We start from the raw sequence: 18,779 nt of genomic DNA, 5'->3' as shown, positions 1-18,779 counted from the left end.
CCCGAGCCTCGAGCACACGACCGGGATTACGCCCCGCAGCGCTAACAGGTTCGTCTCGAGGCTTCTCTGGGCCTGGCCCCTCACCCTAAACCCGGCCTCGAGCCTGTAGTCTATGATGAGGTTGCTGCCCTCGAGTGTCAGCCAGAGCTCGGTCAACCTCGCCCTCGGCCCCCCTCCTCCAGGTAGTCGAGGGAGAGGGCTATCTTGGTCTCGGTCTTCTCTAGAACGGTGTAGACCGCTACGGCCTTAAAGAGCTCGTCGCCGAGGGCGAGCCTCACCGTGTCCCCCGACACGGCGCAGTCGGTGACAACGGGTATCATCTTCAGCATCTCGCACGGCTTGGACATGAGCCTCTTGACGCAGTCGACGTCCTCTTGCCGTATGCTGACGTTTAGAGGCAAACGAGGTCCCTTTACTCCTAATGTAGGATTTTAAAACTTATATAATATATCGCTGTTTTTAATTGAGCACGTCAAGGCGGGAGGGCTGCTAGGCGACCTGTCTGCCAGCTAAAGGGGCGTACTTCGACTGGTCTATTTTCTCGAAGACCTTGTCTAGTACTGCCCTCAGGTTGACCTCGCCCGGTATGCCTGCCGCTCTCGCGTGACCGCCGCCGCCCAGGTCTCTGGCGATCGACGAGACGTCTATGTAGTCGCTCCTCAGGCTGACGCCGCGCGGGTACCTGACGATGTATAGGTGGGCTACCAGGCCGTTCTTCTCCGACACGTCGACGATCTCGCCGGGGTGGACCCGCGGGTCCACGTCGGGGAATATCATTATCCTGAACCCGTCTCTCTCGACGATGTCCATCCTGGCGATCGCCTCCCTTATCAGGTTTTCGTAGACGACCGAGACCTCTCTGTTGTACAGCTCGATCATCCACGCAGGGGCCAAATCCCTCCTCTTGAAGGACTCCAACGCCTTGTACCTCACCTCCCAGCCGTACCACCTCAGCACCCTCCTCCACCTCACTGTAAGCTCGTACTTGTTGAGGAAGAAGTCGTCGTCGTAGGAGAGCTTAACGAGCTCCTCGACGAACTTGTCGCCTTTCAACCCGAGTTTGCTGGCGACGAGGTCGGCCGCGGTGTAGTTCGGGTCTACCACGTAAGTCAGCACGTCGTCGAAGCCCACTAGCTCTCTGTACACGCTCGGGTCCCACTCGTGGTGGTCTAGCCAGTAGACCCTGATCTTCCTCCTCTTGGCCTCCTCGAGGAACGTGATTAGGGCCCTCAGGCTAGACGCCTGGGGGTTCAAGTCCGCTATCCAGACCTCTCTAACCGGCGGGGTCTGGCGGAGGACTTCTAGGAGGTAGTTGGGGAGAGAGGTCACCGATGCCAGTATCTGCTGCACCGGCCTGACCTTGAAGTAAATGAAGGCCGCCGACGCGAGGCCGTCGATATCCCAGTGCGTTATCGAGACTCTACTCACCACTACCTACCCGGGGCGTGATAGTTAATTTGTAAGCACTGTTAAAAAACTAACGTGGATTGTGCGGTAGCCTCTGCGCGACATACAGGCTCCTCGTGTACGAGGACACAACGCTGCTGTCGCTGAGTAGCAGAATAGAGACGGGCGCCTCTCCAGCAGACGTCGCCCTTACCCTGAAGGCAACGTTGTTGACCGTCCTAGCCTTCAAGACGACCTGCCTGGGGGCCCCGGCGATGTCCCTGAGAACGTAGGAGTCTACGAGTATGCTCACCTTGACGTCCCTGTCGAGGTTGTTCTCCACTGACGCCACAAGCTCGCACTCCCCTCCCATGTAGAGGTCCCCCCTGACCTTGACGTCCACCACCCTGACCTTACCGAGCCTGTCCTGCAGTACCCTGTACGCCTCGTCGAGCCACGCGTTTATAACCCCGGGGCTCCAGAACTCCGCCCACCAGTAGTCGCTGTCGAGTGCGTGCCACAGGGCGTACCTCGCATGCTCGCTGTAGCTGTCCCTCCCCTGGATCATGTTCTCGTAGGCCCTGAGGAGCCTCAGCGCCTCGGCCACCCTCGTCCAGTGCTTCTCCTGCTCAGCGACCTCTCCGCGCCACTTGTTGAAGGTCCCGAGCCACGTGTTGGTCGGTATGTTGGTGAGCACCCTCCTCGCCGGCACCTCCTCGAGGGCCTCCCTGAGGTGCGTCGTCTTTATGAAGTTGAAGTCGGACAAGGCCTCGAGGTAGAGGAGGAGCCTGTCCGAGAAGTACGCTGTGAGGGGAGGGTTTTTAGAGAACGCCATCCAGTTCTCGCCGTCGAGCGCCACCGTCACTATCTTCGCCGCCCTCTCCAGCCACTTCCCCGCCACCATGTACGCGAACTCGTACGCGTTCCTCCAAGCGTGTAGCTCGGATACGAAGTTGTTCTGGAAGCTCAGCACGTTGCTCAGGTAGCTGTCCCTGAAGAACACGGTTATGTGGCTCCTGGTGGACGGGTCCAGGAGGATGTACGGCTCGTAGTGCGTCCCCCTCTCGCCCTCCGAGTAGTAGAAGTGGTTGGCGTCGTCCAGCACCGTGTACTCCAGCCCGTTGTCCTGGAGTATCTTCACCAGCTTCATGGAGAACGCCATCTCGGGGGTCCAGAACCCTAGGGGCTCGTACCCGGCTAGGACCTCCTTGCTCACCTTAACCCCGTAGGCGACCTCCTCGGCGACGACGTCGGGCGCGTCCAGAACGTCCGTCAGGAAGCCCAGTATCGTGTGGGCGTACACGCTGGTCAGAACGTCTATCCTCCCTTCCTTGGCGAACTCTATGTAGGAATTCAGCGTCTCCTCGATCAGCTTCACCTCGTCGCTCTCCCTGGGGAGCGCCCTCCCGTCTTTGAAGACCACGCGGCCCTTGACAGCCATGTCCCACTGGTAGAGCAGGCTGGGGCTGAGGTTGAACGTGGCGTGGTAGCTCGGGTGGTTCTCTAGCAGGACCGTGTGGTAGTGGTAGGGGCCCCGGCCGTAGGGCTTGAGTATGTCCTTGTAGACGTAGGAGAAGGCCCAGTCCGCGTGGAACCTGCCCGCGGGGTCGTAGTTGGGGGCCTGGTGGTTGTGCCATACAAAGGCCACTTTAACGGGCCTCCTAGACGACGGGTCCCCAGTGATGTAGGCGACTTCGTCGACCACCGTGGAGTCGAGGTAGAGCTTCAGCCTGTGCACACCGGGCTGCTCGATCAAGGAGACCGGTGTTATGTCTACGACTCTCTCCCCCTCCTTCAGGTTAACCGTCTTATCGGCCTGGACAGAGTTCTTCTCGTCGACCAGCCTTACTCTCAGGCTCCTCTCGTGCCCCCTGTTCTCGAGGAGTATGTGCGCCTTGGCCTCCCCGCCGGGCTTGTAGAGCGGTTTGTCCAGCACGAGGTAGGCCTCTACGCCGTTTACGTGTTTAAAAGGGACGATGCTAGACAACTAAACCGCCCCGTAGACCTCGAGTAGCCTCGAAACAGACCTCGCCCAACTAAACTCCGCCGATCTATGGGCACAAGATCTCCTTATAATCGAGGGTGCTCTAGGCTCCTCCTCGAGCAGCCTCCTTATTGCCGGGTCCATTATCCTCCCGGGCACACGGGTGGACTGGGCCGCGCCGTCCTCGGCGGCCATGAACAGCGTTAGGTCTGCTAGGTAGGAGGCTAGCTGCTCTACAGACCCGTTCTCGAAGAGGACCCCCGTCCCACGCAGCCCGTGCACCCGTACGTCGAGGACTGTAGTCTTGAACCCACCGGTGTCGCTGGCCAGGACGGGGGTGCCCGAGGCCATGGCCTCTAGCGCGACGAGGCCGAAGGGCTCGTAGTAGCTCGGGGCGACGAACACGCTTGCGGCGTAGTGGGCGGGGACGAAGACCCTCTTATCCACGTGGCCGAAGACTATCTTCAGGTTCTTGTCGAACAGCCTAAGCCTCCTTACCATGAACTCGAGGATGCTCTCGGAGCCTGGCACGGGGATGACCATTAAGAGTACCCTGACCATGGGGTTCCTGACCAAGACCTTCTCGAGGGCGTTGAGCAAAAGGTCGAAGCCCTTCTGCCTGGAGACCCTACCGGTGGCCAGTACCAGGTCTCCGTCCTCCTCGAAGCACTGGTGCCAGGTGTCGCTCTCGGCGTCGACTCCCAGGGCCTTGAGCGCCCTATAGGCGTCGTCGGACAGCGCGCTCACGCTCCCCGAGCACAGCTCCTTGAACACGGCCCTCCTAGTCAGGGCTCTGTCGGCCACCCCCCTGTCTCCCGCCAGCTCCTTGACATACTTCTGGACCAACTCGGGCGTCCACGAGCTCGCGTTGGGCACCGTGAGGACTCTCAGGCCGTGGTTGAGGCCCACCCACTTCTCAACAGTCCTAGCGTAGTCGTCGCTAACGGTTACCGTGGCGTCGGAGACGAGGGGGACTAGCTTGTCGACGAACCCTTGTGAGGCCTCGTAGTAGTACCTCAAGTCCCTCACGCCGTGCCTACCCCTGACCTGCTTCCCGCCGGTCAAGGACTCCAGGTCCTCTAGCCTCGCCCTCGACTTCGAGAGCAGGTGCACGTGGTAGACAAGCCTCGTCTTCACCCCCTTCTCGAGGGCCAGGCTGTTCACCGCGACAATCGACAGGCCGGAGTGCCAGTCGTTGGCGTGGAGGACGTCGGGCCAGTCACCCTCGTCCAGGGACTTCTCGTAGAGGGCCTTCACCACGCGAGTGAAGGCGAGGGCCTTCGCGTAGAGGTCGCCGCCGTAGACGTCGCTGCTGTTGAAGAGCCCGCCGCTGACTATGTAGTGCCTCAGGCCGCCCAGGTCCGAGGATAACACCCTGTAGACCTCGCCTTCAACCCTGTACTCTAGTATCACGTCCCCCTCGAGGGTCAGTCCGTGCGAGGGCGTCACCAGGACGGCCTCGACCCCCCTCTCGATGAGGCCCTTGGCCAGCTCCGGCGGTACTTCGGCCAGACCGCCGACCTTCCTCGTCGTCTTGGACTCGAAGGTCAGGATCCAGGCCCTCAACTCTAGATTACCACGCGACCCTCGTCTCTACGGTGAGCCTGACCTCTCTCCCCGGGTCTAGCTCGACGTAGTCCACGAATTGGACCGCTAGCCCCTGGAACATCTCCATAAGGCCCTTCTCCGTCCTCGCCAGAGTAGACAGCGGTGCCACCCACACCTCGAGCTCTCTACTCGCCGACAGCTCTACGTCGGGGTAGACGGGGCTCGACACCCTTACAGAGCTGGCTCTGCCCACGTACTTGTCCCTGACGCTCAGACGCGAGCCGCCCACCGCGTACGAGAGCTCCCCCTCGCCCACCCTGTCTATCTTGGGCGCCAGGTGGTACTCGAAGCCTACCTTGGCCCTTATCACACCGCCCCTCAGGTTCCTCACCGCGTAGTCGATCGCGTAGCCGTTGCTTAGGAACCTCACCCTCTTCTCCACCTCGACCTCGGCGACTCTGCTCCCGAAGACGTAGTAGCCCCCGGTAGCCCTCAGCGTCACCCCCTCCTTGTCCATGTGGGTGAGGTAGTGCCTAGCCAAGGCGAGGTCGCTGAGGTCCTTGAAGGGCGTGTTCCACAGCCAGTCGTCTATCCCTGTGTCGGTGCTCCACAAGTGGACCCTGGCGCTGACGCGCCTGTACCAGTCGGGCGCGAACTTCGCCCCCTCGAGGTAGGGCTCCGCGTACCTGCTCATCGTGTCCTGGAGGTTGTGCTCGAGCCCCTTCCTCTTGACGTCGAACTCGAAGACCGTGCCGCCGTCCCGTAGGTCTATGTAGACGTTGTAGTCCCTGCTTTCGACCAAGAGCTCGTCTAGGCCGTCGTAGTCGAAGTCCTCTAGGAGGAGTTTACGGGCCTCCTCCCCGAAGTAGCCCGTGGCCTCCTCGGCCGCTCTCTCAGCCTTGATGTAGTTCTCGTAGATCGCCTGCCTGAGGTGAGCGAGGTATACGCCTCCGAACAAGCCGTGCCAGTAGGCGTCGTTGCACTGCGCCAGCAGGTAGCTCTTCCAGGCCTCCTCCAGCCCGCCGCCCGCGCGCTCCAGCTTCCTCCTCACCCACAGCATCTTCTTGTGCATGTTGTTGACCTCGGCGTACTTGACGATGAAGTTCCTGAAGAACCCGCCGCTCCACTCCAGCATCTTGTCGTAGCTGCCCGGGGGCAGGTAGACCAGGCCCCTGACGCCGAACTGCTTCAGGTACTCGGAGGGGTGTACGGTCTGAATCTCCCGCTCGAACCTAAGCTTGTTCAGGAACTCCCTAAGCCACCACCTGGCCCAGCCCGGGTCCCTCCACTCCCCGAACTTCTCAGCGTCGCTACCCCAGACGAGCACCGGGTTTTCGAGGCCCCTGACCCGGGACTTCATGAAGTCGATAACTCTGTCCGGGTGCTCCCAGGGTAGGACGTAGCGGAGGGCCGTGTCTATGAAGAACGCCGCGAGCCTGCTCCCCGCGTCCTCTGTCAGCCAGGGGTACAGAGAGTCGCTGCTGGTCTTGTTCGCCCTCTGGAGCGTCGAGTCGTCTAGTAGGACGTACTCTATACCGTTCCTCGCGAAGTGCCCGACGAGCCCGGGCTCCCAGACCCTCTCCGGCAGCCAGGCACCCCTCGGCCTGAGCCCGAAGACCTTTTCTGCGAGCCTCGTGTACTCCCGCAGCTGGAGGTCCCTGTCCTCCCCGGGGAGTATGGGGAGGATCGCCTCCCCCAGGCTCCCACCCAGTACCTCGATCACCCCGTACTGCGCCAGCTTGGCTAGCTCGTTGAGCCAATCGGGGTAGTACTCGCTGGCGTACAGTAGGAGCGGGCCGCTCACGTGTACCGTGAACTTGAGGTCGCTGAACTCCTTCAGCACCTCCAGTAGTAGCTTGTAGCTGTTTTCGAAGACCCTGTCGCTGACCCTCTTCAGCTGCCCTGTCGGCTGGTGGAAGTGTATTGCGAATACGAAGTAGCCGGGCAAGCCTACGCACCCAGGTACTCCCTTATGTACCTCGCGATCAGCTCCTTGGCCTCGCGGGGCTCTCTCTTCTCGGCCTCACTAATCCTATCTGCCAGGTCGCCGAGCATAAAGACGTTTCTCACCCAGCTCGAGAAGTCGCCCCTCCTCGCGTGGAAGAGGACTATGTCGTCCGGCACGGCCCTCACCTGGTCGGCGAGCTCCAGTAGGCTCGAGGCCCTGAGGCCTATGAAGCCCTCGAGCGGAGAGTAGAAGTAGAAGGCCTTCTCGGGAGGCGTCTTGAACCTCCTCGCGAACCCCCTCGGGTTCCTCGCTATCGAGTTGGCCACCAGCACGGACAGGACCCCCACGGCCTCCATGAACAGGGCGTAGGCGTCCGCGGCGTTCTTGTAGGGCGAGAAGTAGGCGTGTACCTCGCCTATGCTACCGAACTTCGTGGCTTGGTAGTACAAGTGGTCGCTTATCGTAAGGAGCTTCCACAGCCTCCTCAACCCCGGCTCGTCAAGCGCCACCACGTAGTAGTAGAGGTCGTAGAGCGCCTTCATAGAGGCCTGTTGCATGTTGTTCCCCAGCCAGGCGCTCAAGTCCCGCTCGTCCGCCCAGCTTATAGAGGACCAGGGCGGGACGTCTAAGACGTCCCTGGCCGGGTACTTGTCTACAACCTCGCTCGGCGTCGAGAACGAGAGGTTCGAGTACTTCAGGACCTCGCCGGGGAGCCAGCGGAGGAACTCGTGTATGCCGGTCTCAGGCCAGTGGTGCTCGCCGAAGGTCTCGTAGTCCACGGCTATCATTATAACGTCGCCCGGGGTAGCGGCAAGCCAGGCCGAGTACTTGTCCGCCGTCAACGGGTACTGGTCCCAGTTCCTGTCGCTAAACCTGAACCCGATGTCGTCGCTCAGCCTGTAGTTCCTCGTCAACACCTTTATCTCGCTACCGTACGCCTTGTAGACGTAGTTCGGGGACCTCCAGCCCAGGACCCTGTCGACGCCCTCCGTTAACACGACCTTGTAGCCCAGCCCGGCGAAGACGGCCGCTATGTCGTTGTTGTACGAGAACTCCGTGTTCTCGATGCTGGTAGGCCTGTAGCCGACGACCTCCTCCATTAGCTTCCTGTGCTCTGTGACCTGCTCGACGAGCTCCCTGTATTCCGGGACGCCGAGGAATGCGACCATGCTGTGGTAGTAGGTCTGGCTCGCGAACTCCACAAGGCCCGTCTCCGCCAGCTTCCTGAAGAGCTCGATCACTTGCGGAGCCCACCGCTTAGCCTGCTCTACGAAGACCCCCGAAACCGAGTACGTGACCTTGAACTTCCTGTCCCAGTCCTTGTAGCGGTTGATGTTCTCCAGTACGATCTGGGTGGCGGGTACGTAGCACTTGGCCGCCGCCCTCTCCATCACGAGCTTGTTCAGGGGCTGGTCGAAGAGCGCCTCCTCCACGTCTCTCAGCGTGAGCTCGCCTTTGAGGGCCCTCTCGACAAGCCTCTGGTAGACGTTCCTGGCGAGGCGGTAGGGCTGGTGCACTTCGAACACGAAAACAACATCGGGCATTTAAACACCAGTATTACAGACTGCTCTTAGCCAAATAAACCATCATGTCAGTAGCTTTAAACATGCGATTAAACTATTCAGTAGAGGCGCAGCAAGCCGAGTAAGGGTATGGGGGCCCAGTCAGGCCTGTACATCAGCTCGTAGGCGAGCTCGTAGAGGGCCCTCTCGACGATCCACGGCTTTAAGAGGCTGTCCACCTCGCGTAGCAGTTTGTCGCCCAGGCCGTGCAGGCCGAGGGGGCCAGTCCTCGCGAGGTATGAGTACACCATTGAGGTCAGGTGGGTCCTCCTCCACGCCTGCGCGGGGTCTTCCTCGAGAACTCTCCTCGCCAAGCTGTCAATGCTGCCTCCGAGCGTGTTGAGGAGGGCCGCGAAGGAGAGGTAGTGGAAGCTCCTCACGAGCGACGCGACGTCTCTTAGAGGGGGCTCCTTCTCCAGCCTCTCTTCAAGGCTCCTACCGGGCTCGCCCTCGAAGTCTATTATGTAGAACTCGTTCTCGCCGGGGTCGTAGATCATCTGGAGTAGGTGGAGGTCCTGGTGTATCCTCGCCTTGTACGCGTGGACGAACTTGTCCAGGAGGCTGCGCGCCTCTTCGACGGCTTGTAGACCCCTCTTCTCGAAGACCTCTCTCCAGAAGGCCAGCCACTCGAGCCCCTTAACCCTCGCGTTCTCGTCGAACTTCTCTAGTATGAACTTCACCCTCTTGCTGAGCCTCTCCTCCCACCTCAACACGTCTCTGTCCGACACCTCCTCGAGGCCGAAGAAGCCCCTATCGCCGGGCTTGTTCAAAGCGCTGTGTAGGCCGCCTGTTATCACGCCCAGCTTAGCCGAGAGGCCGACGTTCAGCCTCGTCCCCGGGTTCTTCAGCCACTCGGTGAGCTCGACGTAGAACGGGTAGCCTGCGTCGTTGTAGCCGGGTATGTACTGGAGGAGCATGGCGATCGGCTCGCCGTCCTCGTAGACGAGGCCTCTCACGCGGGGGGCGTTCTTGAACCCCTCCCTACTAAGCTTCACGAGGCACTCGTACTCCACGTTAACCCTGGGGAGAAGCCTGTAGCTCTTCAACACCAACCTCTCGCCGCCCGCAGTCTCTACTAGAGAGAGGACGTTCGTGGAGTCCAGTGTGAGGGGCTTAGCCGAGACCACGACCGGGGTTAGGTCGCCCGACAGCTCGACTTCTACGCCTGGCACCCTCTTCACCGCGTCGAGGAACCTCTTGTCGTACTCCGCCTCGTATATGAACCGCCCCTTGTAGGGTATCAGCCTGTCGCTTGGTAGACCGGGGTGGTCGCCGAGAATGAAGGAGGCCTGGTATAGGTTCTCCCCGTCGCTGAACTTGAGGTGGGCGATGTCCTCTACGAAGGCCGTTTTAACTAGGACCGGCCTTCTCCCCCCGGTCTTCCACGGCCACCATCTAGCTCTAGTGATGTACTCCTCCAGTAGCCCGAGGGCCCCGCTCCACTCACCCGCTCCCGACATTACTTCTCGACCGCTACCAGCTGGAGGATCATCTTGAGGTAAGAGAGCAGGTCGTTCGAGTTCTTCACCCCACCGCTCTGGATGAGGCTCGCCAGGTACTCGTCCCCGACGGCGTCCCTAGCCCAGTTCGCCAAGTAGCCCTGGGCGATGTGCTTGTCCACGAGGGTCTTGTCCACGAGGTCGTAGGCCAGGAGAGCGTAGAGCTGTGCGTAGCTCCTGAAGCTGATTGGCACGGGTTGCCCCGTGGAGGGGTCGGTGACTACGTATGCGGGGACGTCCCTCTTCGTCTTCAGGTTCAGTATGGTCTTCTTAAGCTTCAGCCCCTTCTCGGTCAAAACGAAGCCCTTCTCGCTCCTCGCCACTAAACCGTCCTTCTCGAGCTGGCGCAAGTACTTCCGGAGACTTGACATGGTCAAATTAAGTTTCTGCTGAACGCTGTTAAGGTCCAAATGGCCGTTTTCATCGCTCAATAACAGGATCTTGAGGTGGGACTGCTTCAAGAGGCGATCCCTCACTCAAATTAATAGCGGGCGTTGTTAAAAACTTATCCAGCCGCCTACCTAGCCAAGAGGATCTTCTCGGGGCTCACGGTCTTGACTCCCACGTACAGCAGTAGTAGGCTGACCGCTACTAGGACCGCCAGGTGTAACATTGAGTAGTAGACCATCCCGTACACGTAGTCCTGTATCACCAGTATCGAGTGCGTGTAGGGTATCGCCATCAACGGGTATAGGATGCTGGGCTCGATCTTGGGGTAGTCGATCATGAAGCCCGAGAAGAACAGGGCCATACCGATCATGTTGACCATGGTCGCGATGTTGCTCGCGCTTCTAACCCCCTGGGTTCTAGTCACGAAGGGGGTCGCGATCGCCACCGTGACGAGGATCGTGAAGAAAGCCGTAACAGCGTGGAGGAGCACCAGCTTTAGGTCTATGACAAGCCAGAAGAAACCGCCGACGGAGAGGGCTATCAGGTACATGTAGACCATCAGGCTCGCCACGTCCGAGAGGCTCGACAATAGCCCGAGTATGGACGCAGCTATCAGCTTACCCGTGATGACCTCCGAGACGCTCAGCGGCGTGGCGAGCAGCAACTCGATGGTCTTCCTCTCCCTCTCGCCCACAATACCGTCTACCACGTACATGGAGGCCGGGGATACGACGAAGATCAGGCCGAGTATCAGGACCTTGGCTAGGAAGGGCTTGATCTGCTCCAGCGGCGAGGCGGGGGCCCCGGAGGGGGTGATCACCAGGATGGGGCCTGCTACGACCGGCTGGAGTATGGAGTCCACGCTGAAGGACCCGGGGCTGAGCCCGGACATAAGGGCGAGCTGCCTGACCTTTACCTCTGATAGGTTCCTCGAGAACTGGGAGAGCGTGGAGAGCACCGTGTTCTCCGCGTTGAGGGCCGGCTGTACACTGGCCTTCCTTATTATCTCGACTCTCGCCTGCTGCGTTAGGCTTGTAGCGTTATGCGAGAAACCCCTCGGTATCACGACTACTAGGTCGTAGACCGTTAGGTTGCCCGGCTCGGCTGTGTAGGCGTGGACGCGGCATCCAGTGGCTTCGAGCGCCCTCGTCAGGTTGCCGACCAGCCACTCGGAGGAAACGGTCACGTTGAGAACAGGGTCGGAGTAGGTGGTGTCGTCCCTGTCCACGACGGCGACGTTAACGGGCTGCTGTGTCGACAGCAGGAGGACTGTGAGCCCTATGAGGGGCATCGACACTACCGGTAGTAGGATTGCTGCGAACAGCGTCTTCTTGTCCCGCCACAGGTCCAGCAGCTCCTTCCACACCACGACTTCCACGGCCCTGGGATTCACCTCAACCACCCGTCGCCTTAACGAAGACCTCCTCGAGGTTGCTGGCGCCGTACCTCCTCTTCAAGTCCGACGGGCTGCCCACCTCCACGACGCGGCCCTTGTTGATGAACGCGACCCTGTCGCACACGTACTCTACCTCGAGCATGTTGTGGCTGCTGAGGATTATGGTCGACCCGTTCTCCCTAGCGAAAGCCTTTATCAAGTCACGGACCTTGATGCTAGAGTAGACGTCGAGCCCGCTCGTAGGCTCGTCGAGGATGGCTATTTTCGGCCTCCTCATCAAGACGAGGCTGAGCAGCAGCCTCCTCTTCATCCCCTTGCTGTACTCCCCCGCTTTCTTGTAGAGGTCACTGCCCAGGCCGCTCACAGCAGCGCCGTACCTCACGGTCTCGTCTACGTCGCCCCCGTAGATGCTCGCGTAGAACTTCAAGTGCTCTAGACCAGTCAGCCGGGTGTAGACGTCCGCCTCCTCCGGGAGGTAGCCGAGGACCCTCTTCACCTCGCCGGGCTCCTTAAACGGGTCTAGGCCCATTACGGCGACTCTCCCGCTGTCCGGCTTGACGAGCCCGGCGATCATCCTGAGCGTAGTGGTCTTCCCCGCCCCGTTGGGCCCTATGAGGCCGAAGATCTCGCCCTCGTAAACCTCGAGGGTCACGTCCTCGACGGCCACCACCCTACCGAACGCCTTCCGCAGGTGCTCCACTCTGACGGCTACGGCCAAGCCGCCACCCTCCGGTGATAGCCGGGTATTACTTGCACTCCGTGGAGAGGGTCTCCCTGGGTACGGGTTACCTATAAAAATTAACACACGCATCCAAATTAAGTGAACGGGGTATTGTTTTGAGCCCCAGCTCTGTTTACGACCGCGTTAGGGCTTTCCTAGACAAGTACGGTGACAAGGGCTTCCTTGTTTTAAAGGCCGCTCTCGAGGTGGCTGGAGACCCGAACGTCGACCACAGGTACGGCGACTTCAGCTTCAAGCACCTGGTCCTCAAGCTGGCGAGGCTGGGCTTCAACTACAACCCGGTCAACCTACTGAGGAGCCTGGAGAAGGAGTACGGCGTAGTGGAGAAGTCCTACACCTCCAGCAACCAGACGTGGTGGAGGTTCGTAGACGTCGAGGCCGTGAAGAGAGCTGTTTACGGGGGCGCCGCTGAGACCGACGACCCCCGGCTGGCGCTACTGAAGCTGAAGTACGAGAGCCTTGAGCCCGCAAGGGTGAGGAGCACCCTCTTGAAGCTCGCCTCCAAGCCCAGTCTCAGCAACGTCGACAAGGAGTTGTTCAGGAGCGTCGTCTTCAACGAGTTGACCAAGCTGGTGGAGCTCTACTACGAGATGTCGAACTACGAGGAGTACTTCGCGACCCAGTTGAGCGAGGTGAGAGAGCTCCTCAGGCTAGCCGAGCTCGTGTCGGCGAAGATGTCAAAGGATAAATTGGCGGGCGAGGGTAAACTCCGCCTAGAGGAGACCCTGAGGGCCTTCGGACTACATGATAATACATGACATCGCTAGTAAGAAGATCCTCCCCCACCTCAGGGGGCTCTTAATCCACGAGCTACACCGCAGGAACATAAGCCAGCACAGGATATCCAAGCTCCTCGGCGTCTCCCAGCCCCTGGTCAACAAGTACTTGAGCAAGCCTTACAAAGGGTACAAGGAGAAGCTCGTCGCAATGGGGTTCTCCGAGGACGAGATCCTCTACGTGGTCAACAACCTCGCCTCATACCTCGAGAGGGGCGACGTCCTCAGGTTCGTGATCGTCTCCAACTACTACGTCAACGAGTTAGCGACGAGGTACGCATGCCGGCACTTGTACTGGCTGAGGGAGTTCTGCGTAAAGGGCTCTCTAGTTGACCCGTTCATCGACGAGTACAGGGACTTCGTCAACAGGCTACTGTCTAAGCCGATGCTCCACAAGCTAATACCCGAAGTGGGGACGAACATAGCCTACGCACCCCGCGAGGCAGTGGACCTAGGCGAGGTGATAGCCCTCACGGGGAGGATAGTGAGGCTGGACGGCAAGGTGGCCTACGCGGGCGAGCCGATGTACGGTGCCAGTAGGCACCTCGCCAGGATACTCGTTCTAGCCCAGAAGTACAACAAGGGGAAGAGAGTCGTGATGAACATAGCGAACCTGCCCTGGGTAGGCGAGGTCTCGGCTAGGATGGGTCTGAAGATCGTCGAGACAGGCCCGCACGACAGCCAGGACTCCTTCTGGAGAGCGATTCAAGAGGCCGTCGCCCAGAGTCCGGACGTGATCGTGGACCAGGGCGGTAAAGGGCTTGAGCCCAACATCTACCTCTTGGCGCGCGACTTCGTGGAGCTGGAGAACGTACTGGACTACATACTGCAGCACGGCGTGGTCTGACATGCCTGTCTACGCCAAGTACTGTATCGTGGGAGGGGGTGCTGTAGGGTCCGTTCTAGCCTTCTACCTGTCGAGGGGGGACCCGGGGCAGGAGATCGCCGTCTTCTACAGGAGGAGCGAGTCCGTGAAGGCGGTCGAGAGGACAGGCGGGATACTCGTAGAGTTCGGGGGTGGCACGAGCCTAGTCCGCGTAAGGCCCCTCCTCTACACCGAGACCGGGGTGGAGTGCGGCTACGTTATAAACGCAGTTAAGGCCGTCGACGTCCCCTCCACGCTGGACTTGATGAGGGCGGTCTCGAGGTCGGCCCGCTCGATCCTAATGGTGCAGAACGGGTTCGGGAGTCTCGAGCTGGCCGAGGAGGCCTTCCCCGACAAGTGCGTAGCGGCCGGCGTTGTCTACTTCGGGGCTGAGAGGGTTAGAGACGACTACGTGAAGCACACGGGAGGCAACTCCGTTGTCGTCGGGTCGAGGAGAGGGGGGTGCGGGGGCCTCGTCGAGCTGGCCGAGTCCCTCAGGAGAGGCGGCTGCGACGTCAAGGTGGTGGACGACATAGACTTCTACAGGTGGCTCAAGCTAGGCTTGAACAGCGTCGTGAACCCCCTGACGGCGATCGCCCGCGCCAAGAACAAGGTTGTGTTGCTGGAGGAGGCGAGGCCCCTAGTAGAGATGATACTGGGCGAGGTCGTAGAGGCGGCGAGGCTCCACGGCGTCTCGCTCGACAAGGAGAAGCTACTCAGGCACGTCCTCAACGGGGCGAGGGCGACGGGGGAGAACTACTCGAGTATGGCGCAGGACTTGATGAGGGGGAGGAGGACCGAGGTAGACTACATCAACGGGTTCGTGGCGAGGACCCTGGAGTCCGCTGGTTGGAATATAAGCGTGAACAAGGTTATCACACTACTAATACACATGATCGAGGGATGGCATGAGCAAGAAGGTCACAGTTAGAGACATCATGAAGAAGAAGGGCTCCGAGAAAATAGCCGCTATAACAGCCTACGACTACACGACGACTAAGATCGTGGACCAGGCGGGGGTCGACATAATCCTCGTGGGAGACAGCGTGGGCATGGTCGTGCACGGCCTCCCCTCCACGCTCCCGGTGTCGATGGACATGATGCTGCTCCACGTGGAGAGCGCCGCGAGGGCTAAGCCGAGGGCGCTGCTAGTGGGCGACATGCCCTTCCTAAGCTACGAGGCGAGCGTCGAGGACGCTGTCTACAACGCTGGCCTGATGATCAAGAAGGGGGCCGAGGCCGTCAAGATCGAGGGGGGAGCCGAGATGGCAGACGTCATAAAGGCCATGGTCAGAGCCGGCATCCCTGTCATGGGCCACATCGGGCTGACGCCCCAGAGGTACTTGGTCCTCGGGGGCTACAGGAGGAGGGGGGTGAAGGCGTCCGAGATAGAGAGGATCATCGAGGACGCGAAGGAGTTAGAGAAGGCCGGGGTCTTCGCGATAGTCATAGAGTTCACCGCCGCCGACGTAGCCGCTGAGATCACAAAGCAGGTGTCGGTGCCGACCATATGCATCGGCAGCGGCTGGATGTGCGACGGGCAGATACTGGTCCTCCACGACGTGCTGGGACTATCGGAGTCGATTCCCCCGTTCGCCAAGAAGTACGCCGACCTGAGGAGCGCCATTCTTAGTGCTGTGTCCGAGTACGTGCGGGAGGTGAAGGCCGGCCTGTTCCCCGGGAGGGAGCACTCGTTTTTCTCGGACGCTTATAATCGAGACGGCGAGTAGTTAAACAGGGGGTTTAAATGGGCTTGAAGTACAAGCTACTCTACCTCGTCATCGACGGGGCCTCGGACAGGTTGAGCGACCCCGTCACAACGCTTGAGGCGGCCCACAAGCCCTACCTAGACAAGCTCGCGAAGTACGGGGTCTGCGGCCTGATGTACACAGTTGGCAGGGGGGTAGCGCCGGAGAGCGACGAGGCGGTGATATCGCTACTGGGCTACGACCCCCACGAGGTGTACACCGGGAGGGGGCCTATAGAGGCGATCGGCGCGGGCATGTCCTTCAAGGAGGGCTACGAGATCGCCTTCAGGTCTAACTTCGCCACTATCGAGGTCTCTACCAGGCGGATAATAGACAGGAGGGTGGGCAGGAGCCTCTCGAGCGAGGAGGCTAAGGTTCTTGCCGAGCAACTAGACGGCATGGAGCTGGGGATACACGACGGCTACGCGAGGGTCAAGGCCACGATCGGGCACAGGGCAGTGGTGATAATCGGGAGCCGCTCCCGCAGGCTCTCCCCCATGGTGAGCAACAACGACCCCGCCTACGTGAGGAGGGGGCTGATAAGCGTGGCAGTGAAGGACTTCAAGCCGTACTTAGCGAGGGTAGAGCCCCTCGAGGACACGCCCGAGGCGAGGGCGGCCGCCGAGCTCGCGAACGCCTTCGTGGAGAAGGCCATCGAGGTCCTAGACAAACACCCGGTGAACGAGGAGAGGCGGAGGAGGGGCCTGCCCCCGGCCAACGCGATCCTCCTCAGAGACGCCGGAGGGTCGCTACCTAGAGCGACACCGCTGACGGAGAAGTACAAGTGCAGGTTCGCAGTCCTCGCCGAGATGCCCGTCGAGGTCGGTATAGGCAGGATATTCGGCGCCGAGACAGTAGTCCTCGACCCCCCGAGCGGGGACCCGAGAAGGGACTACGAGGAGAGGTTCGAGGCAACTATGAAGGCGCTCAGCAACAACGAGATCGTGTACGTCCACCTCAAGGGGCCGGACGAGCCCGGGCACGACGGGGACTTCGAGCTGAAGAAGAGGAGGATCGAGGAGATAGACAAGTACTACGTGAGCCTCCTGGTCGAGAACAGGCCGAGCAGGCTCGCCGTGATAGTGACGGCCGACCACTCCACCCCGCCTAGCGTGAGGGCGCACACCGACGACCCGGTTCCAGTAGTCTTCAACGCGGAGGGCGTCGCGCCAGACGACGTGGACGCCTTCACGGAGAGGAAGTGCGCCAGGGGGAGGCTGGGGGTCTACGAGCACGGGTGGCAGCTACTCCCAGACCTCTACTCCAGGTTCTTGGTGTAGAAGCCGTTGAGCAAGGAGGGAGTTTTCGCCCGCGTACCCCTCCACGTCTCCGGCTTCTGGGCCCCGGTCAAAGGCCCCGACGCCCTGCACACGGGTAGTTTAGGGGCCGGGCTCGTCCTAGACCTCTGGGTAGTCGCGAGGCCCTCTGGTAGTGGATGCTGGGTTGAGGTCAACGGGGTAAGGGCGCTGGAGGGCCACGCCCGCAGGATCTGCGGGCTGGAGGGCTTCAACTTAGGCGTATCCGCGTCGTCGCCTGTAGGCCTAGGTAAGGGGTTCGCCCTGTCCAGCGCCCTGTCGCTCTCCCTCAGCACCCTGATCTCGGCTGCTCTGGGCAGAGGAGTCTCCGAGAGGTCGACGTGGAGCGCCCACGTAGCAGAGGTAGAGCACAGCACGGGTCTTGGGGACGTAATGGCCCAGTTCCACGGGGGCTTGGTCGTCAGGACCAGGCCCGGACCCCCGGGCGTCGGGGAGGCCGTGGTTGTGAGGGGTCTCAAGCCCGCGCTTGTAGTCGCCGAGCTGCCGGGGTCCGAGCCCACGGCGGCTGTTCTCTCCAGGATGGGCCCGTGGGCCCGGGAACTAGTCGATAAAGCCGTGGAGAGACTCTTGGAGACCCGCGACCTCGCCCTCTTCTTCGAGCTGTCGAGGTCCTTCACGAGGAGGCTTTTCGACTACAGTAGGGTGGAAGACCTGCTCGCTGGCGTTAGGGGGGTGGCGGGGTTCTACTTGAAGAAGAGCGCCCTCGTGGTCTGGGTTGAGAGGGAGTGGAGCCACGACCTTGCCTCTTTATTAAAGGGTCGTGGGCTAAACACGTTTGAGACAACGGTGGCGGACGAAGGTGTCGGGCTTGTACATTCCACCGAGCCACCCGAGGCGGGAGAGCCTGCTGATAAGGGAGAGGCTGGTCGAAGGCTTTAAGAGGGGGTACGTCGTCCCAGAGGGCCTCATAGCCCATGGGCGGGGCGAGTGTTTCGACTACCTGATAGGGGAGGAGACGAGGGAGTTCGCCCGTAAGGCGATAAGGGCCGCTGCCGCCGCGCTACTCCTAGCGAAGCACCCGGTCATATCCGTTAACGGCAACACGGCCGCTCTCGTCGCAGAGCACGTTGTAAGGCTCGCGGAAGAGGTCCCGGCGAAGATCGAGGTGAACCTCTTCTACAGAACACGCGAGAGAGAGGAGCTTATCGCCGGCGTCCTGAGGGAGGCTGGCGCACGAGAGGTGCTCGGGGTCGGCGAGGACGCCTCCGCGACCATACCGGAGCTGTTCAGCGAGAGGAGGAGGGTGAGCCCCAGGGGGATCCTCGTCGCGGACGTCGTACTCGTGCCCCTCGAGGACGGGGACAGGACGGAGGCCCTTAGACGGATGGGTAAGACCGTCATCGCGGTCGACCTGAACCCGCTCTCTAGGACCGCGAGGGCGGCGAGCATAACGATCGTAGACAACATTGTGAGGGCCATGCCCGCCCTGGTGGAGGAGGTGAGAGAGCTCAAGAAGAGGCCCAAAAACGAGCTCCAGGCCATACTAGGCTCGTACGACAACAACCAAGTGCTCGCCGAGGCCCTGGACTTCATAAAGACCAGGCTAGCCGAGATAGCGCGTAGTATGCGTGGCGCCAGCCATTGAGAGGGCTACAACGGGGCTGGGCGGAGGCGGGGTG

17 protein-coding genes are annotated in these 18,779 nt (G+C 60.8%); 7 read left to right on the top strand and 10 right to left on the bottom strand.

The window, feature by feature from the left end; genetic code table 11:
* Nucleotides 1–152: 152 nt before the first annotated feature.
* The 10 genes from ACP5VX_RS04085 to ACP5VX_RS04040 all read right to left on the bottom strand — a co-directional run bounded on the left by ACP5VX_RS04085 (nt 153) and on the right by ACP5VX_RS04040 (nt 12,431).
* A complete protein-coding gene (locus ACP5VX_RS04085) occupies nt 153–401 on the bottom strand; it encodes a hypothetical protein (protein ID WP_428724624.1) in 249 nt (82 codons plus the stop codon).
* An 88-nt stretch (nt 402–489) separates the two neighbouring features.
* The gene (locus ACP5VX_RS04080) at nt 490–1,431 is read right to left on the bottom strand and encodes a DHH family phosphoesterase (protein ID WP_428724623.1); all 942 of its coding nucleotides are present in this window, start codon (nt 1,429–1,431) and stop codon (nt 490–492) included.
* Between the two features lie 46 nt (nt 1,432–1,477).
* Entirely contained in the window at nt 1,478–3,373 is a 1,896-nt protein-coding gene (locus ACP5VX_RS04075) for a glycoside hydrolase family 57 protein (RefSeq protein WP_428724622.1), read from the bottom strand.
* Nucleotides 3,374–4,936 carry a glycosyltransferase gene (locus ACP5VX_RS04070; protein WP_428724621.1) on the bottom strand — a complete coding sequence of 521 codons (1,563 nt, stop codon included), beginning with the start codon at nt 4,934–4,936 and terminating at the stop codon, nt 3,374–3,376.
* A gap of 7 nt (nt 4,937–4,943) precedes the next feature.
* A complete protein-coding gene (locus ACP5VX_RS04065) occupies nt 4,944–6,866 on the bottom strand; it encodes an alpha-amylase/4-alpha-glucanotransferase domain-containing protein (RefSeq protein WP_428724620.1) in 1,923 nt (640 codons plus the stop codon).
* 2 nt (nt 6,867–6,868) lie between these two features.
* The gene (locus ACP5VX_RS04060; RefSeq protein WP_428724619.1) at nt 6,869–8,410 is read right to left on the bottom strand and encodes an alpha-amylase; all 1,542 of its coding nucleotides are present in this window, start codon (nt 8,408–8,410) and stop codon (nt 6,869–6,871) included.
* 77 nt (nt 8,411–8,487) lie between these two features.
* A complete protein-coding gene (locus tag ACP5VX_RS04055; RefSeq protein ID WP_428724618.1) occupies nt 8,488–9,888 on the bottom strand; it encodes an alpha-amylase in 1,401 nt (466 codons plus the stop codon).
* Nucleotides 9,888–10,403, bottom strand: coding sequence for a winged helix-turn-helix domain-containing protein (locus tag ACP5VX_RS04050; protein ID WP_428724617.1), 516 nt, complete (start codon nt 10,401–10,403; stop codon nt 9,888–9,890). The genes ACP5VX_RS04055 and ACP5VX_RS04050 overlap by 1 nt, the downstream gene beginning before the upstream one ends.
* Before the next feature lie 41 nt (nt 10,404–10,444).
* A complete protein-coding gene (locus ACP5VX_RS04045) occupies nt 10,445–11,710 on the bottom strand; it encodes an ABC transporter permease (RefSeq protein WP_428724616.1) in 1,266 nt (421 codons plus the stop codon).
* A gap of 1 nt (nt 11,711) precedes the next feature.
* The gene (locus tag ACP5VX_RS04040) at nt 11,712–12,431 is read right to left on the bottom strand and encodes an ABC transporter ATP-binding protein (protein ID WP_428724615.1); all 720 of its coding nucleotides are present in this window, start codon (nt 12,429–12,431) and stop codon (nt 11,712–11,714) included.
* Between the two features lie 119 nt (nt 12,432–12,550).
* On the opposite strand from ACP5VX_RS04040, the gene ACP5VX_RS04035 reads away from it, so the two are divergent.
* Genes ACP5VX_RS04035 through ACP5VX_RS04005 form a run of 7 tightly spaced genes read left to right on the top strand, consistent with a single transcriptional unit; the run spans nt 12,551 to nt 18,745 of the window.
* Nucleotides 12,551–13,213 (top strand): hypothetical protein, encoded by a 663-nt coding sequence (locus ACP5VX_RS04035; RefSeq protein WP_428724614.1) that lies wholly within the window; start codon nt 12,551–12,553, stop codon nt 13,211–13,213.
* Nucleotides 13,200–14,078, top strand: coding sequence for a thiamine-phosphate synthase family protein (locus ACP5VX_RS04030; protein ID WP_428724613.1), 879 nt, complete (start codon nt 13,200–13,202; stop codon nt 14,076–14,078). The genes ACP5VX_RS04035 and ACP5VX_RS04030 overlap by 14 nt, the downstream gene beginning before the upstream one ends.
* 1 nt (nt 14,079) lies before the next feature.
* Nucleotides 14,080–15,027, top strand: a complete 948-nt coding sequence (locus tag ACP5VX_RS04025; RefSeq protein WP_428724612.1) for a ketopantoate reductase family protein — start codon at nt 14,080–14,082, stop codon at nt 15,025–15,027.
* Complete coding sequence (panB, locus tag ACP5VX_RS04020) at nt 15,005–15,826, top strand: 3-methyl-2-oxobutanoate hydroxymethyltransferase (RefSeq protein ID WP_428724611.1); 822 nt, start codon at nt 15,005–15,007, stop codon at nt 15,824–15,826. The genes ACP5VX_RS04025 and panB overlap by 23 nt, the downstream gene beginning before the upstream one ends.
* A gap of 17 nt (nt 15,827–15,843) precedes the next feature.
* Nucleotides 15,844–17,124, top strand: a complete 1,281-nt coding sequence (locus ACP5VX_RS04015) for an alkaline phosphatase family protein (protein ID WP_428724610.1) — start codon at nt 15,844–15,846, stop codon at nt 17,122–17,124.
* A gap of 6 nt (nt 17,125–17,130) precedes the next feature.
* On the top strand, nt 17,131–18,039 hold the full coding sequence (locus ACP5VX_RS04010) for a pantoate kinase (RefSeq protein ID WP_428724609.1): 909 nt from the start codon (nt 17,131–17,133) through the stop codon (nt 18,037–18,039).
* Nucleotides 17,969–18,745, top strand: coding sequence for a 4-phosphopantoate--beta-alanine ligase (locus tag ACP5VX_RS04005; protein ID WP_428724608.1), 777 nt, complete (start codon nt 17,969–17,971; stop codon nt 18,743–18,745). The genes ACP5VX_RS04010 and ACP5VX_RS04005 overlap by 71 nt, the downstream gene beginning before the upstream one ends.
* Nucleotides 18,746–18,779 lie beyond the last annotated feature (34 nt).

Source organism: Thermogladius sp. (assembly GCF_049970955.1).
In the GTDB taxonomy this organism is placed as follows: Archaea; Thermoproteota; Thermoprotei_A; order Sulfolobales; family Desulfurococcaceae; genus Thermogladius.
Note: the sequence above shows the minus strand (reverse complement) of the source record. Positions and strands in the feature narration are given on the sequence as shown.